This window comes from Aeromicrobium sp. MLTX1, assembly GCF_046452335.1.
Classification (GTDB): Bacteria; Actinomycetota; Actinomycetes; order Propionibacteriales; family Nocardioidaceae; genus Aeromicrobium.
The window spans coordinates 367,235-381,168 of sequence record NZ_JBKFDN010000001.1; the positions used below are offsets into that span (position 1 = coordinate 367,235).

A 13,934-nucleotide genomic window follows, 5' to 3' on the forward strand; every position below is an offset into this window, starting at 1 on the left:
GCGGCCCGGGGCAACGAAGGGACCCTCATGGACAGCTTCTGGGACTTCTTGTGGTTGACGATCTCCGTCTTCTTCTTCATGGCGTACCTGTTGGTCCTGTTCAACATCATCGCCGACCTGTTCAGCGACCACGAGGCCTCGGGGTGGGTGAAGGCCGTGTGGGTCTTCTTCCTGATCTTCGTGCCGGCGCTGACCGCCCTCGTCTACCTCATCGCCCGTGGCGGCGGCATGGCCCGGCGCCAGCGCGCGCGGTACGACGCCGCCCGAGCGCAGAGCGACGCCTACATCCGCGAGGTCGCCTCGTCGTCACCGGCCGACCAGATCAGCTCGGCCAAGTCGCTGCTGGACTCCGGCGCCATCAGCCAGCAGGAGTACGAGCAGCTCAAGGCGAAGGCCCTGGCCTGACTCAGGCCGAGTCGCCCGAGCGTCGCAGCTCGATGCCGATCTGATCGGCATCGAGCTGCGCCAGCATCCGGGTGAGGACCTCGCTGCTGTAGGTGCCCTCGGCACGCTCGCGCAGCAGCACCTCGCGCTGGCGGGTGATGATGTCGAGCCGGATGTCGTAGAGGGCCGCCGGGTCGTACGAGTCGTCCTCCATCGCCCGGGTGACCCGCTCGCGCACGCCGCCGAGCCCGGGTGGGAGGTCGGCATCGTCGAGGGCCTCCCCCGCGGCGTCGAGCATGCGCAGGTTGAGTCGGTGCCACTCGTCGTCGACGCCCTGCTCGCGTCCGGCCAGACCGAGCCGCCGGACGAACCAGGCCAGCGTGCCGCCCTGCACGACCAGCGACGTGAGCGCGACGAAGAACGCGACGAGCACGAGCAGCGAGCGGTCCTCGGTGTCGGTGGGCAGGGTCTGCGCCGCGGCGAGCGTGACCGCGCCGCGCATGCCGGCCCACACCAAAATGAAGCCCTCGCGCCGCCCGAAGCGCGACGCGTCGTAGAAGTCGATGTCCGCCGAGAACCGGCGCAGCCTGCGGCGGATGCGCTCGGCACGCGGGTGCTCGCTGCCCTCGACCTTCGTCGACCACTCGTCGAGTGCCTCGCGCAGCTGGGGCGAGCGCCGGTAGCGCCGGCGCTCCATCACGACGATCGCGAGCGTGTAGACGGCACGGATCGCCAGCACCACGGCGAGCGCGACCCCGGCCAGCACCATCGCCTTGAGCACCCCGCCCTCGGTGGTCTCCTCGACATCCTGCACGAGCGCCGAGACCTCCAGGCCCATCACGAGGAAGACCAAGCCCTCGAGGAGCAGCTCGATCGTGCGCCAGTTCTGGCGGTCGGACAGGCGCTGCTTGGGCCCGAGGTGCCGCGCCTGACCGTGGCCCATGACGAGGCCCGCCGTGACGGCCGCGACCAGTCCCGAGGCGCCGAGGTGCTCGGCCGGCAGGTAGGCCACGAACGGGACCGTGAACGAGATCGCGGTGGTGAGCGCGGCGTCCTCGATCCGGGCCCGGATGCGCAGCACGACCGCGCCGACGGCCCAGCCGATCGCGACAGCGCCGACGACCGCCCACACGAAGTCGACCAGGATGCCCGCGAAGCTGACGCTCGCGGCCGTCGCCGCCACCGCCGAGCGCAGCAGCACGAGCGCGGTGGCGTCGTTCAGCAGGCTCTCGCCCTCGAGCACCGTGACGACGCGCGACGGCACGCCGAGGCGCTTCGCGATCGACGTGGCGACCGCGTCGGTCGGGCTGACGATCGCACCGAGCGCCACCGCGAGCGCGAAGTCCAGGCCGGGGATCACCAGCATGAACACGCCGCCGAGGACGAGCGAGCTCACGATCACGAGCAGCACCGACAGCCCGCTGATCGTGCGGAAGTCGCGGCGGAAGTCCATCGTCGGCATGTTGACCGCTGCGGAGTACAGCAGCGGCGGCAGCAGTCCCGCGAGGATGAGCTCGGGATCGACCTCGAACTCGGGTGTGAATGGCAGCAGGCTGACCACGAGGCCGATGGCCAGCAGCACCAGCGGCGCGGCGGTGCCGATGCGGGGTGCGAGCACCGACGCCGAGACGATCGCGGCGACCACCAGGACGGCGACGAGGATCGTGTCCATCACGGCCTCCCGGGCGGGGTCAGGCGAGCATGTCGCGCACGAGCGGCGCGACCTGCGTGCCGTAGAGCTCGATGCAGCGCATCAGCTGGTCGTGCGGCATGGCGCCGTTGGCGTACTTGAGGTCGAAGCGGCTGACGCCGAGCGCCTTGAGGTTGGTGGCGATCTTGCGGGCCACCGTCTGCGGCGAGCCGACGTAGAGCGCACCCTCGGGGCTGGCGTCGCGCTCGAACTGGATGCGGGTGGTGGGCGGCCAGCCGCGCTCGCGGCCGATGCGGTCGCGCTGCGCCTGGAAGTGCCCGAAGAGCTCGTCGCGCGCCTGCTCGTCGGTCTCGGCGACGTAGCCCGGCGAGTGCATGCCGACCGGCAGCGGCTCGACGCCGTCGGCCGCGAGCAGCTCGCGGTAGTAGTTCGCGAACGGGACGAACTGCGCGGGCGGTCCGCCGATGATCGCGAGCATGAGCGGCAGCCGGTAGTGCGCGGCACGGACGACCGACTGCGGCGTGCCGCCGACGCCGATCCAGACCTTGAGCCGGCCCGACTCGGTGGGCGGGTAGATCCGCTGGTCGGTCAGCGGCGGGCGGATCGAGCCGGACCACGTGACCGGCTCCTCCGTGAGGATCTGCGCGAACAGGTCGAGCTTCTCGGCGAAGAGCCGCTCGTAGTCCTCGAGGGCGAAGCCGAACAGCGGGAACGACTCGGTGAAGGAGCCGCGGCCGAGGATGACCTCGGCGCGGCCGCTCGAGAGGGCGTCGAGGGTGGAGAAGCGCTCGAACACGCGGATCGGGTCGTCGGAGCTGAGCACCGTGACGGCCGAGCCGAGCCGGATCCGCTCGGTGCGCGACGCGATCGCCGCCAGCACCACGTCGGGCGCGGTGATGGCGAAGTCGTCGCGGTGGTGCTCGCCCAGGCCGATGAAGCTGAGGCCCACCTGGTCGGCGAGCACGGCCTGGTCGACGACGTGGCGCAGCACGACCGCGTGGTGCTCGGGCTGCCCGCTCGCGTCGAGGCTGACGTCGCCGAAGGTGTCGAGGCCGAGCTCGACGGAGGCGGGATCGATGGCGCTCATGAGCCCACCGTAGTCGGGTCAGCGCCAGCGACGGATGCTGTACACCAGCAGCACGATCGCGATGAGGTCGGAGAACCAGATGCCGGTGGCACCGACCCAGCCGTCGGCCGGCAGCTTCGGACCGAAGCCCACGCCGAGGATCTCGAACTCGGGGATCGTCGGCGAGACGAACCAGACCACGCCGACCGCGGCGACCCAGATGATGCCGAGGACGCTGACGATGATGCGCGGGATCGTGGCGACGCCGTACTTCGCGGCCTCGACGGCCTTCTCCTCGAGCGGCTCGACGAGCCGGTCGGCCCACGTGTAGTGGCGCGCCAGCAGCGCGATGCCCGCGAACATGCCGAGCAGGCCGGGACCGGGCAGCACCAGCATGAACACGCCCAGCACGACCAGGGTCCAGCCCAGCGCCTCGGAGCCCGTGCGGTTGAACCAGCCACGCACCCGGGCACCGAAGCTCATGGAGTCATCCTGCCAGCCCCGGACCAACCCCTCGGGCGGGTCGACGCGGGCGGTGGCATCCCCGAGGCCTCAGCGCGAGACGAAGATGTGGGCGGCGGCGTCGGCGTCGATCTCGGCCGTCTCGGACTGACGCGCCACGACGAGGCCGTCGTGGCCGCGCGAGGCGAGCACGTCGTTGCCGGGCAGGGCGCCCACGCGACGCAGCACCGACATGACCTCGGTGTCCTTCTGGAGCTCCTCCGCGATGCGGCGTACGACGACGCGCACCGGCTCAGTGCCGACCGCCGCGGTCAGCAGCGACTCGACGCCGTCGAGGAACTCGGGAGGACGCACGACCTCGCCCAGCTCGCCCAGACCCGGGATCGGGTTGCCGTAGGGCGACTCGGTGGGGTGGCCCAGCAGCTCGATGAGCCGACGCTCGACCTGCTCGGACATGACGTGCTCCCAGCGGCACGCCTCCTCGTGGACGTACTCGATCTCCAGACCGATGACGTCGGTGAGCAGGCGCTCGGCCAGGCGGTGCTTGCGCATCACGCGGGTGGCCAGCGAGCGACCGCGCTCGGACAGCTCGAGGTGGCGGTCGCCCTCGACCGTCAGCAGTCCGTCGCGCTCCATGCGCGCCACCGTCTGGCTGACCGTCGGGCCACTCTGGTGGAGGCGCTCGGCGATGCGCGCGCGCAGCGGGATGATCCCCTCCTCCTCCAGCTCGAAGATGGTCCTCAGGTACATCTCGGTGGTGTCGATGAGCTCGCTCACGCTGGCCATTGTTCCATGGGGGGTCCCATGCTCGGGCCGGTGCGTCGATCCCGGGCCTCCGGGGCGATCGGCCCGTCGGCCCGGGTGCGGAGCCGCGGCGCGCGGGGGACGATGCGGTCGTGACCGTCTCCGTGATGTGGTTCCGTGCCGACCTGCGCCTGGCCGACCAGGGTGCCCTCCGCTCGGCGATCGAGTCCGGGCCCGACGGCGTGGTCCCGCTGTTCGTCCTCGACGACCACTTCGACCCGGCGCGCATGCCGGTCCGCTCGGCCTACCTGGCGCGCCTGCTGGCCGACTTCGACGAGCGCATCGGCGGCCTGCACGTGGTGCGCGGACGGCCTGAGGTGGAGGTGCCGCGCGTGGTCGAGCAGGCGGGCGCGAGCAGCGTGCACGTCACCGGCGGGCACACGCCCTACGCGATGCGCCGCGACGGGCGGGTGGCCGAGGCGCTCGGCGACGTGCCGCTGGTCGCCGCCGACTCGTCCTACGCCGTCGCTCCCGGAACCGTGCGCAAGGGCGACGGGACCTCCTACAAGGTCTTCACGCCGTTCTTCCGGGCGTGGCAGGCGCAGGGCTCGCACCCGCCCGTGACGGCGGTCCGCTCGCACGCGGTGCCGTGGCTGCGGCCCGGGAGGTCGGCGGCGCTGCCGAAGGTCACCGAGACCGACGTCGACCTGCCGCCCGCCGGCGAGCAGGCGGCCCGCGCGCACTGGCGGCGCTGGCTCGACGCCCACGTCGACGACTACGACGGCGAGCGCGACCGGCCCGACCTCGACACCACGTCGCGGATGTCGGTGCACCTCAAGTGGGGCACGATCCACCCGCGCACCCTGCTGGCCGACCTCGCCGAGCGCTCCTCCGCCGGGGCGCGCGCCTACGAGCGGCAGCTGGCGTTCCGCGAGTTCTACGCCGACGTGCTGCACGAGTGGCCGCACTCCGCCTTCGGCTACTACAACCGCGACTACGAGCGCATGCAGTACGACGAGCCCGCCGGCGACTTCGAGGCCTGGAAGGAGGGCCGGACCGGCTTCCCGTTCATCGACGCCGGGATGCGGCAGATGCTCGCGGAGGGCTGGATGCACAACCGCGTGCGGATGGCCGTGGCCAGCTTCCTGGTCAAGGACCTGCACCTCGAGTGGACCCACGGCGCCCGCTGGTTCCGCGAGCGGCTCGTCGACGCCGACCTCGCCAACAACCAGCACGGCTGGCAGTGGGTGGCCGGCTGCGGCACCGACGCCGCGCCGTACTTCCGGGTCTTCAACCCCGTCGGGCAGGGCAGGCGCTTCGACCCCGACGGCGCCTACATCCGGCGCTGGGTGCCCGAGCTGCGCGGGGTCGAGGGACGCGGAGTGCACGAGCCGTGGACCCTCGAGGAGCCACCGGCCGACTACCCGCCCCCGCTGGTCGACCACGCGCAGGAGCGGCTGGAGGCCCTCCGCCGCCACGACGCGCTCGGGGGATAGCGTCGGGTCATGGTCACGATCCCCCGCCAGTTCAACGGTCCGCCCGACTCCGGCAACGGCGGCTGGGTGTCCGGTCTCGTCGCGCAGGCCCGGCTCGAGCAGGGCCACACCGGCCCGGTCACGTCGCGGCTGCGGATGCCGCCGCCGCTCGACACCCCGCTGGCCTGGGAGCACGACGCCGACGAGACCCGCCTGATGACGCACGGCGGCGCGCTCGTGGGCACGTCGGCGCCCGGCTCGTTCACCCGCGAGCCCCCGCCGTTCCTCGACGCGACGACCGTGCAGGCGGGGTACGACGGCTACCCCGGCTTCACGACGCACCCGTTCGACCAGTGCTTCACGTGCGGCACGGGACGCGGCGAGGGTGACGGCCTGCGCATCTTCACCGGCCCGGTCGGCGACGACCTCACCGCCGCGCCGTGGCACGTGCACGAGGCCTTCGGCGAGGACGACGGCACGGTGGGCGTGCCGGTCGCGTGGGCCGCGCTCGACTGCCCCGGCGGCTGGGCGGCCGACTTCTCGGTGCAGCCGATGGTGCTCGGCACGATGACCGCCGAGGTCTACTCCGCCCCCGTCGTCGGCGAGACCTATCACGCCGTCGGCCAGCTGGCGCAGCGCGACGGCCGCAAGTTCTTCACGAGCACGGCGCTCTACACGCCGGGCGGCGAGCTCGTCGGCCGCTCCGAGCAGGTCTGGATCGAGATCGACGTGGCCACCTTCGGCCGCTGACCCTCGGGGAGCGGTGAGCCCTCAACCCTTCCCTTGGGCGGGCGGTGCGTCACCAACCTCATGGGGCCTCATGAGGTTGGCCACTCACCGCGCCCCGCGGGGAAGGGTTGACAGCTCACCGCCCTCCCAGGGGTCAGGGCGTGGGGTGGCGGCCGTCGTAGGCGAGGAAGCGGCGGCGCAGGGCCACCGAGACGAGGACGCCGGTGATGCACAGGGCACCGCCGAGGACCATGGCCCAGGGCTCGCCGACGACCTCGGCGACCGAGCCGATGACGAAGTCGCCCAGGCGCGGGCCGCCTGCGACCACGACGATGAACAGGCCCTGCATCCGCCCGCGCATCTCGTCGGGCGCCGCGGTCTGCAGGATCGTGGAGCGGTAGGCCGCGCTGATCATGTCGGCCGCGCCGGACAGCGCGAGGAACGACACCGCGAGCCACAGCAGGCCGGGCACGCCGATCGCCGAGAAGCCCGCCGCGGCCACGCTCGCCCCGTAGACCACGATCGCCACCACGATCGCGATGCCGTGGCGGTGGACCCGGCTGACCCAGCCCGACACCACGAACGCAATCAGCGAGCCGATCGCGGGCGACGCCTGCAGCAGGCCCAGTGACGAGGCGCCCGCGTCGCTGCCGCTCGAGGTCGCGTAGACCGTGGCCGCGAGGGCCGGGAACAGCGCGCGCGGCTGGGCGAAGACCATCGCGCACAGGTCGACCACGAACGACATCGCGATGTTCGGGGCGGTGCGCAGGAAGCGGAGGCCGTCGACGACCGACTTCAGGCCGGGCACCGGCATCGGCGTGGCCGGCGGCAGCGGGGGCAGGCGCAGCACCGAGTAGAGCGCGGCGACGTAGAGCAGCACGTCGACGACGTACGCCGCCTCGACCCCGCGCCACGCGATCAGGGCGCCGCCGAGCAGCGGGCCGACCGTGAACGACAGGTTGGTCGCGGCCATGCCGAGCGCGTTGGCGGCGGGCAGCAGGTGCCCGGGCAGCAGCTGCGGCAGCATCGCCGCGCGCGCCGGGTTGTTCACCGCGAAGAACAGCGCCTGCACGGCGACGACGCCGTAGAGGAACGCGACGGACTCGACGTCGGCAACACTGTGGACGACCAGCGCGATGGCCGACAGCCACAGCCCCATCGCCGAGGCCAGCGCGACCGTGCGTCGGTCGAACGCGTCGACCAGGGCGCCACCGTAGAGGCCGCCGGCGATCAGCGGGAGCAGGCCCGCGAGGCCGACCAGGCCGACGGAGAAGGACGACTCGGTGAGGGTCCAGACCTCCCACGCGATCGCGACCACCGACATCTGCTGGCCGAAGCCCGACACGGCCTGGCCGATCCAGAGCCGCCGGTACGCCGCCGACGCGCGCAGCGGACGGATGTCGGTGAGCAGCCTGGGCACCGCAGCAGCCTAGGCCGGGCCCTGACGGGCCCCGCGTTCGCGGTGCACGGTGTCGTGGCGTGGGCGCCTAGAATCGGTCATCGTGCCCGAGAATCTCCGAACCGCCACCGCCGGCGTCGCGCCGCGGTCGCGCGGCCACCGGAGGAAGGCACCCGCAGTGCGCACCGACATCCAGGCTCTGCGCGCCCTGGCCGTCACCGTGGTGGTCGCGTTCCACCTGTGGCCCGGCCGGGTCTCGGGCGGCTACGTCGGCGTCGACGTCTTCTTCGTCATCTCGGGCTACCTGATCACGCTGCACCTCGTGCAGCGGCCTCCCACGTCACTCGCCGGGCTCGGCGACTTCTGGGCCCGTCGCGTGCGACGACTCATCCCGGCCGCGGCGGTCGTCCTCGTGGCCACCGTCGTCGCGTCGCGCCTGTGGCTGCCCGCCACGCAGTTCGCCGACATCGGCCGCCAGGTGATCGGCTCGGCGCTCTACGTGCAGAACTGGGTGCTGGCCGACTCGGCCACCGACTACCTCGCGGCCGAGAACGCGCCCACGCCCGTCCAGCACTACTGGTCGCTGAGCATCGAGGAGCAGTTCTACCTCTTCTGGCCGATCCTCATCGCCGCCGTCCTGGCGTTCCGCCGCGCGTGGCTGCCGCTCGTCACGGTCGTGGTGTTCGCGGCCTCGCTGGCGTGGAGCATCCGGCTGACCGACGTGGACCCCGGCGCGGCCTACTTCGTCACCCCGGCCCGCGTCTGGGAGCTGCTGCTGGGCGCGCTCGTGGCGATCGCGGTGCACCGCGGCGTCACGCTCCCCCGCTGGCGCGGACCCGTGGCGCTCGTGGGCCTCGCGATGATCACGTACGCGGTCTTCTGGTTCGACCGCGCCACGGCGTTCCCCGGCTCGGCCGCCCTCGTCCCCACCGTCGGCGCGGCGCTCGTCCTGCTGGCCGCCGTCGAGACGCGAGGCCCGTGGGAGGCCCGCTCGGTCCAGCTCGTCGGCGACTGGTCGTACCCGATCTACCTGTGGCACTGGCCGCTGGTGGTGATCACGCCGATCGCGCTCGGCATCGACAAGACCCTGCGCACCGACGCGGTCGTGCTGGTCCTGACGATCGTCCTGTCGGGCCTGACCGTCCACTTCATCGAGCGGCCGCTGCGGTTCCACCCGCGCCTCGTCGCCCGCAGGCGCGCCACGTTCGCGATGCTCGCGGCGTCCACCGCGCTCACGTGCGGCGCCGCGTGGGCGCTGACGGCGGCCCCCGACGGCACCGAGGACAGCGGCCTGGCGATGACGCCGGTCGAAGCGAAGGCCGACCAGCCCGCCGTCTACCCCGACGACTGCTGGGCCAGCGCCCCGTTCACGACGCACCCGGTCTGCCACTACGGCGACGAGGACTCCGACCAGCGGGTCGCCTTGATCGGCAACTCGCACGCCGGGCACTGGCAGCCCGCGCTGGACGAGGTCGCCACCGAGCGCGGCTGGGCGCTCGACACCTACCTCGCGTCGCAGTGCTACACCGTCGACCTGGACATCGCGTTCCCGAACCCGAAGTCCACGCGCAACTGCCGCGCCTGGAACGCCGAGAGCCTCCGGCGGATCATCGACTCCGACCCGAGCCTCGTCGTGATCTCCAACCGCACCCGCACCCTGCCGCTCGCCGGCCTCGAGCAGCCCGAGGCCGACCGCGTCGCCCAAGCCGCGTACGCCGACACGCTCGACACGCTGACCGACGAGGGCATCCCGGTCCTGGTCATCCGCGACACCCCCGCCGCGGCCGGCAGCGTGCCCGACTGCGTGGCGCTGAACGCCGACGACCCCGCCGTGTGCGAGCGCCCGCGCGACGAGGCCGTGGAGCCCGACCCGCTCGCCGCCGCCGGACGCGCCGACGACTCGGGTCTGGTCTCGGTCCTCGACGTCACCGACCGCCTGTGCGACGACGAGACCTGCCGCTTCGTCGTGGGCGACCAGATCGCGTACTTCGACCACGGCCACCTGACCGCGACGTTCTCGCGCGAGCTGGCGCCCGAGGTCGACGAGGCCGCGCGCGAGGCGATCCGCTCGGCCGCCTAGGCGCCGAAGACCTCGTCCACCACGCGCTCGGCGGCGTGGCCGTCGTCGAGCGGGGCGAAGCGCTGCCGGAACTCGTGGCGACGGGTGGCGTAGGCGTCGCCGTGCCCCTCGGCCTCGAGCAGCGCCGCCCGCAACTCCTCCTGCGTGGCCACGATCGGCCCCGGGGCCTCGGCCTCGAAGTCGAGGTAGAAGCCGCGCAGGTCGTCGCGGTAGTGCGCCAGGTCGTAGCAGAACAGCACGATCGGCCGGTCGAGGATCGCGTAGTCGAACATCACCGACGAGTAGTCCGTGACGAGCACGTCGGCGACGCACAGCAGGTCCTGCATGTCGGGGTAGCTCGAGACGTTGAGCACCCGGTGCGCGAGCTCGGGCGGGATCTTCAGCGAGCCCCGCACGACGCTGTGACGGCGGACCAGGATCACGGTGTCCTCGTCGAGGCCCTCCACGAGCGGCTCCCACTCGAGCGCGCCGTCCCACACGAACTGCTTGCCCTGCTTGACGTCGTCGCGGAACGTGGGCGCGTAGAGGACGACGCGGTCCTCGGGGCGCAGGCCGAGGCGACGACGGGTGACCTCGCCGACCTCCTTCGCGTCGCGGGCCAGCACGTCGTTGCGCGGGTACCCGGCCTCGAGGACGCGACCGTCGTAGCGGAACGCCGAGCGGAACGCCTCGGTCGCGTACGGGCTCGGCGAGAGCAGCACCGACCACGTGGCGGTCTTGGCCGAGACGCGCTCGAGGTAGCCGGGCGCGCGCCCGGTGGTGGAGACCGCGTCGTACTGCATCCGCTTGAGCGGCGTGCCGTGCCACGTCTGCAGGTAGGTGGTGCCCCTCGCCGGCTTCACGACCGGGCCGAAGTTCTGGTTGTTCACCCAGTACCGCGCGCGGGACAGGTGCCAGTGGAAGGCGGGCGAGCCCGGCTCGACCTTGCGCGTGGTGACGTCGAGCGGCCGGAAGGTGCTGCGGGTGCTCCACACGTACCGGAACGGCGCGCCGCGACGGACGAGCTCCTCGTAGATCGCGCGCGGGCTGTCGGCGACGGCACGGCCCGTGTCGCTCTCGAGGACCACGAGGTCGCGCCGCGGCAGCGTCCGCCCCACGGCCGCGATCGCCTTCATCGAGGGCTGGAAGAGGCGTCCCTTGCGGAACGCGCGGTACGTGCGGCGGCCGTACGACGAGTCGCGCAGGCGCCACAACGGCACCCACGGCGAGCGCGCGGTGCGGACGGACTCGTACACCTGCGCGCTGTAGGAGCCTGTCGCGGGCTCGAGGAACAGCGCACTGCGGCGGGCGTGCTCGGGGTCCTGCGGGAAGCCGGCGCGCCACGACGCGACGACCGCCTCGGCGAGCGGTTCGACCTCGCGGAACACGTCGCCCGGCAGGTCGAGGTCGAGGTCGAGGTGCGAGGGCCGCTTGCCGAGGAAGCGCTGGCGGTCGAACTGGTGGTAGAAGACCGGGCGGCCCTGGAAGCTGAAGTCGAAGCCCACCGAGGAGTAGTCGGTGACCATCGCCGCGTGGCTGCGCAGCAGGGTCTGCACGTCGACGTCGCCCTGCCGGAGGACGGTGGCGCCCTCGACGGCGAGCGCGTCGCCGAAGAAGCGCATGTTCGGGTGCAGGATCACCGTGACCGGCAGGCCCTCGGCGATCGCCTGCCGGATCGGCTCGGAGGTCAGGAAGGCGCGCCAGCGCTCCAGGAACTCGCTCTCCTCGAACGCGGCCGGGCGGCTCAGCCAGTCGCGCCACGTGGGGATCACGAGCACGCCGCGCGGCGGCTGCTCGGAGGGCTCGAGCAGGCGGTCGAAGCGGCTCAGGCCTGTGACGCGGACCTGCTGCGGGCGGTACCGCAGGTCGTTGATCATCAGCTCGCGCTCGCGCGGGGAGCTGACATGGACGAAGTCGGTGTGGAACGCGGGGCTGAGGCGGCCGTAGGTCTCGGCCATGTTCTTCGTGCCCAGCACGCCGTGCTGGAGGAACACGCGGTTGCCGCGCATCCAGCGGACCGCGCGGCGGTCGGACGTGGCCAGCACGAAGCTCGCGTTGTGGGTCGTGACGAAGCGACGCGCCAGGAAGCAGGCGCGGATGTGCTCGCGCGAGCGCACCGTGACGACGTTCCCCAGCGGGTCGACGTTCGCGCGCTCGGGGCTGTCCTCGGTGATGACGTAGTAGGCGCGGCGGCCGGGGTGCTGCTGGCGGATCCAGCGGAAGAGGTGGAAGCCGGCGTCCTGCGCCTTGTACGGGGTCTCCCCCACGACCCACACCGACGAGAACGCGCGGATCACGGTCCACAGCGGGCCGAGCCGGCGCAGGCGGGTGAGGTAGCGGTGGGCGTCGCGGGTGAAGAGCTCGCGGGCGAACGACAGGTTCTTGGACTTGAAGGTCAGGAAGGGCACGAGGACCTGCGTGAAGCCCGCGTCCGAGCCCGTGAGCGGCTTGAGCCGACGGAAGCCGCGCAGGTCGCCCGGCACGGCGAGGCCACGGCGCAGGGGCGTGCCGTCGTCGCCGTCCACCACCACGGCGATGTCGACCGACTGCTCGTTCGCGGGCATCCCGGCGGCCACGAGCGCCGTGACGTCGATGGCGCCCGCGATCGGGTGGGTGATCTCACGGCTCAGCGGATCACGCGTGCCCGCGCCGACCTGCAGGGGCAGCCGGTGGGCGAACTCGGTGGCGCGGACGGTGACCTCGAGCGCGGCGTTCCGTCCGTCGGCGTGCATCGTGATCAGGTCGGCCTCGAAGGCGAAGCCGTGAGCCGAGCCGCGCACCGCGGTGACCTTCGTGAGGATCTTGGGGACGCGCTGCACGCCCACGCGGATCGAGAGGTAGCCGTCGCGGGTGGCGTACCACCAGACCGGCCGCTCTCGCGTCTCGCCGATCTCGGAGACGATCGCGGACCGGTCGCCCGGGGCCGCCGTGAGCCGGCGGGTGACCTTCGTGCCGGCCGCGCTCTTCAGGTGGAGCTGGACGTCGATCGAGTGGGAGCTCGTGGGCGCACGATCGGGCACGTCGGCCGTGACCGCGAACTCGGCGCGCCCGCCCGCGGGGACCTTGACCTTCGCGCCGCCGCCGCGGACCTGCAGCGTCACGGCGTCGACGACCATCCCGTCCCGGGCGGTGCCGGCGAGGGTCACCCGGCCATCGGCGTCCACCCCGGCCCGGACCGCGTCGACGATCGGCGGGGCCGCGTCGTCGCCGCGGGTGACGGCACGCTTGACGCGGGCCAGTCGTGCCCTCAGGGCTGCGGGAATCCGTGGTGCCACCTGGTCGCCTCCGCCTCTTCTCCGTCGTGTCTCCCGGGGCCGAACGGCCGGAGCCAAGTCAAGCACGACGGCGTCTGCCCGGAGCGATAGCGTGGCGCCATGAGCGCCACCGTGAAGCCCACCGCCCAAGTCGACGACCGCGCCACGCTGGGGTCCGGCACCACCGTGTGGGAGCTCGCGCAGGTGCGCGAGAACGCCACCCTCGGCGAGCAGTGCATCGTGGGCCGCGGCGCCTACATCGGCTCGGGCGTGCAGATCGGCGACCGGGTCAAGATCCAGAACCACGCGCTCGTCTACGAGCCCGCGCAGGTCGCCGACGGCGTCTTCATCGGCCCCGCGGCCGTGCTCACCAACGACGAGTTCCCGCGCGCGGTCGCGCCCGACGGCTCGCTCAAGTCCGGCGCCGACTGGACGCCCGTGGGCGTCACGATCGACGAGGGCGCCTCGATCGGCGCTCGCGCCGTCTGCGTCGCCCCGGTGCGGATCGGCGCCTGGGCGCTCGTGGCCGCGGGTGCCGTCGTCACGAAGGACGTGCCCCCGCACGCGCTCGTGGTCGGCGTCCCGGCGCGACGGATCGCGTGGGTCGGCCGCGCCGGCCGTCCGCTCGACGACCAGGGCGACGGCACCTTCACCTGCCCCGAGACCGGCGAGACCTACCGCGAGACGGACGGGCGGCTCGAGCTCGCCTGA

Annotated in this window: 11 protein-coding genes; 5 read left to right on the plus strand and 6 right to left on the minus strand. The window is 72.7% G+C overall.

The genetic code is table 11. The features are described 5' to 3' along the window. Positions 1–27: 27 nt before the first annotated feature. Entirely contained in the window at positions 28–405 is a 378-nt protein-coding gene (locus ACK99Q_RS01740) for an SHOCT domain-containing protein (protein WP_410184526.1), read from the plus strand. Position 406: 1 nt separating this feature from the next. Here the strand turns inward: ACK99Q_RS01740 and ACK99Q_RS01745 are convergent, their stop codons facing one another. From ACK99Q_RS01745 to ACK99Q_RS01760, 4 genes are all read right to left on the minus strand, one after another. After that, a complete protein-coding gene (locus ACK99Q_RS01745; protein WP_410184527.1) occupies positions 407–2,056 on the minus strand; it encodes a cation:proton antiporter in 1,650 nt (549 codons plus the stop codon). Between the two features lie 19 nt (positions 2,057–2,075). After that, complete coding sequence (locus ACK99Q_RS01750) at positions 2,076–3,122, minus strand: LLM class flavin-dependent oxidoreductase (RefSeq protein WP_410184528.1); 1,047 nt, start codon at positions 3,120–3,122, stop codon at positions 2,076–2,078. 18 nt (positions 3,123–3,140) lie between these two features. Beyond that, positions 3,141–3,584, minus strand: coding sequence for a PGPGW domain-containing protein (locus tag ACK99Q_RS01755; protein ID WP_410184529.1), 444 nt, complete (start codon positions 3,582–3,584; stop codon positions 3,141–3,143). Between the two features lie 69 nt (positions 3,585–3,653). Continuing rightward, positions 3,654–4,340, minus strand: coding sequence for a metal-dependent transcriptional regulator (locus ACK99Q_RS01760; protein WP_410184530.1), 687 nt, complete (start codon positions 4,338–4,340; stop codon positions 3,654–3,656). 119 nt (positions 4,341–4,459) lie between these two features. On the opposite strand from ACK99Q_RS01760, the gene ACK99Q_RS01765 reads away from it, so the two are divergent. Together ACK99Q_RS01765 and ACK99Q_RS01770 are read left to right on the plus strand one after the other, a co-directional pair. After that, positions 4,460–5,803, plus strand: coding sequence for a cryptochrome/photolyase family protein (locus ACK99Q_RS01765; protein ID WP_410184531.1), 1,344 nt, complete (start codon positions 4,460–4,462; stop codon positions 5,801–5,803). A 9-nt stretch (positions 5,804–5,812) separates the two neighbouring features. Then, positions 5,813–6,532 (plus strand): hypothetical protein, encoded by a 720-nt coding sequence (locus tag ACK99Q_RS01770; RefSeq protein ID WP_410184532.1) that lies wholly within the window; start codon positions 5,813–5,815, stop codon positions 6,530–6,532. 133 nt (positions 6,533–6,665) lie between these two features. Here the strand turns inward: ACK99Q_RS01770 and ACK99Q_RS01775 are convergent, their stop codons facing one another. Continuing rightward, complete coding sequence (locus ACK99Q_RS01775; protein WP_218845896.1) at positions 6,666–7,931, minus strand: MFS transporter; 1,266 nt, start codon at positions 7,929–7,931, stop codon at positions 6,666–6,668. An 82-nt stretch (positions 7,932–8,013) separates the two neighbouring features. Here ACK99Q_RS01775 and ACK99Q_RS01780 point away from each other — a divergent pair, with 82 nt between their 5' ends. After that, complete coding sequence (locus tag ACK99Q_RS01780) at positions 8,014–9,990, plus strand: acyltransferase family protein (RefSeq protein ID WP_410184533.1); 1,977 nt, start codon at positions 8,014–8,016, stop codon at positions 9,988–9,990. Here ACK99Q_RS01780 and ACK99Q_RS01785 read toward each other — a convergent pair. Beyond that, positions 9,987–13,244 carry a CDP-glycerol glycerophosphotransferase family protein gene (locus tag ACK99Q_RS01785; RefSeq protein ID WP_410184534.1) on the minus strand — a complete coding sequence of 1,086 codons (3,258 nt, stop codon included), beginning with the start codon at positions 13,242–13,244 and terminating at the stop codon, positions 9,987–9,989. The genes ACK99Q_RS01780 and ACK99Q_RS01785 overlap by 4 nt on opposite strands. Positions 13,245–13,343: 99 nt before the next feature. Here ACK99Q_RS01785 and ACK99Q_RS01790 point away from each other — a divergent pair, with 99 nt between their 5' ends. Next, positions 13,344–13,934 carry an acyltransferase gene (locus tag ACK99Q_RS01790; RefSeq protein WP_395486924.1) on the plus strand — a complete coding sequence of 197 codons (591 nt, stop codon included), beginning with the start codon at positions 13,344–13,346 and terminating at the stop codon, positions 13,932–13,934.

Coding starts and splice junctions, on each gene's coding strand:
- ACK99Q_RS01750 (WP_410184528.1), bottom strand. CDS start 3,122: ATGAGCGCCATCGATCCCGCCTCCGTCGAGCTCGGCCTCGACACCTTC.
- ACK99Q_RS01770 (WP_410184532.1), top strand. CDS start 5,813: ATGGTCACGATCCCCCGCCAGTTCAACGGTCCGCCCGACTCCGGCAAC.
- ACK99Q_RS01745 (WP_410184527.1), bottom strand. CDS start 2,056: ATGGACACGATCCTCGTCGCCGTCCTGGTGGTCGCCGCGATCGTCTCG.
- ACK99Q_RS01740 (WP_410184526.1), top strand. CDS start 28: ATGGACAGCTTCTGGGACTTCTTGTGGTTGACGATCTCCGTCTTCTTC.
- ACK99Q_RS01790 (WP_395486924.1), top strand. CDS start 13,344: ATGAGCGCCACCGTGAAGCCCACCGCCCAAGTCGACGACCGCGCCACG.
- ACK99Q_RS01755 (WP_410184529.1), bottom strand. CDS start 3,584: ATGAGCTTCGGTGCCCGGGTGCGTGGCTGGTTCAACCGCACGGGCTCC.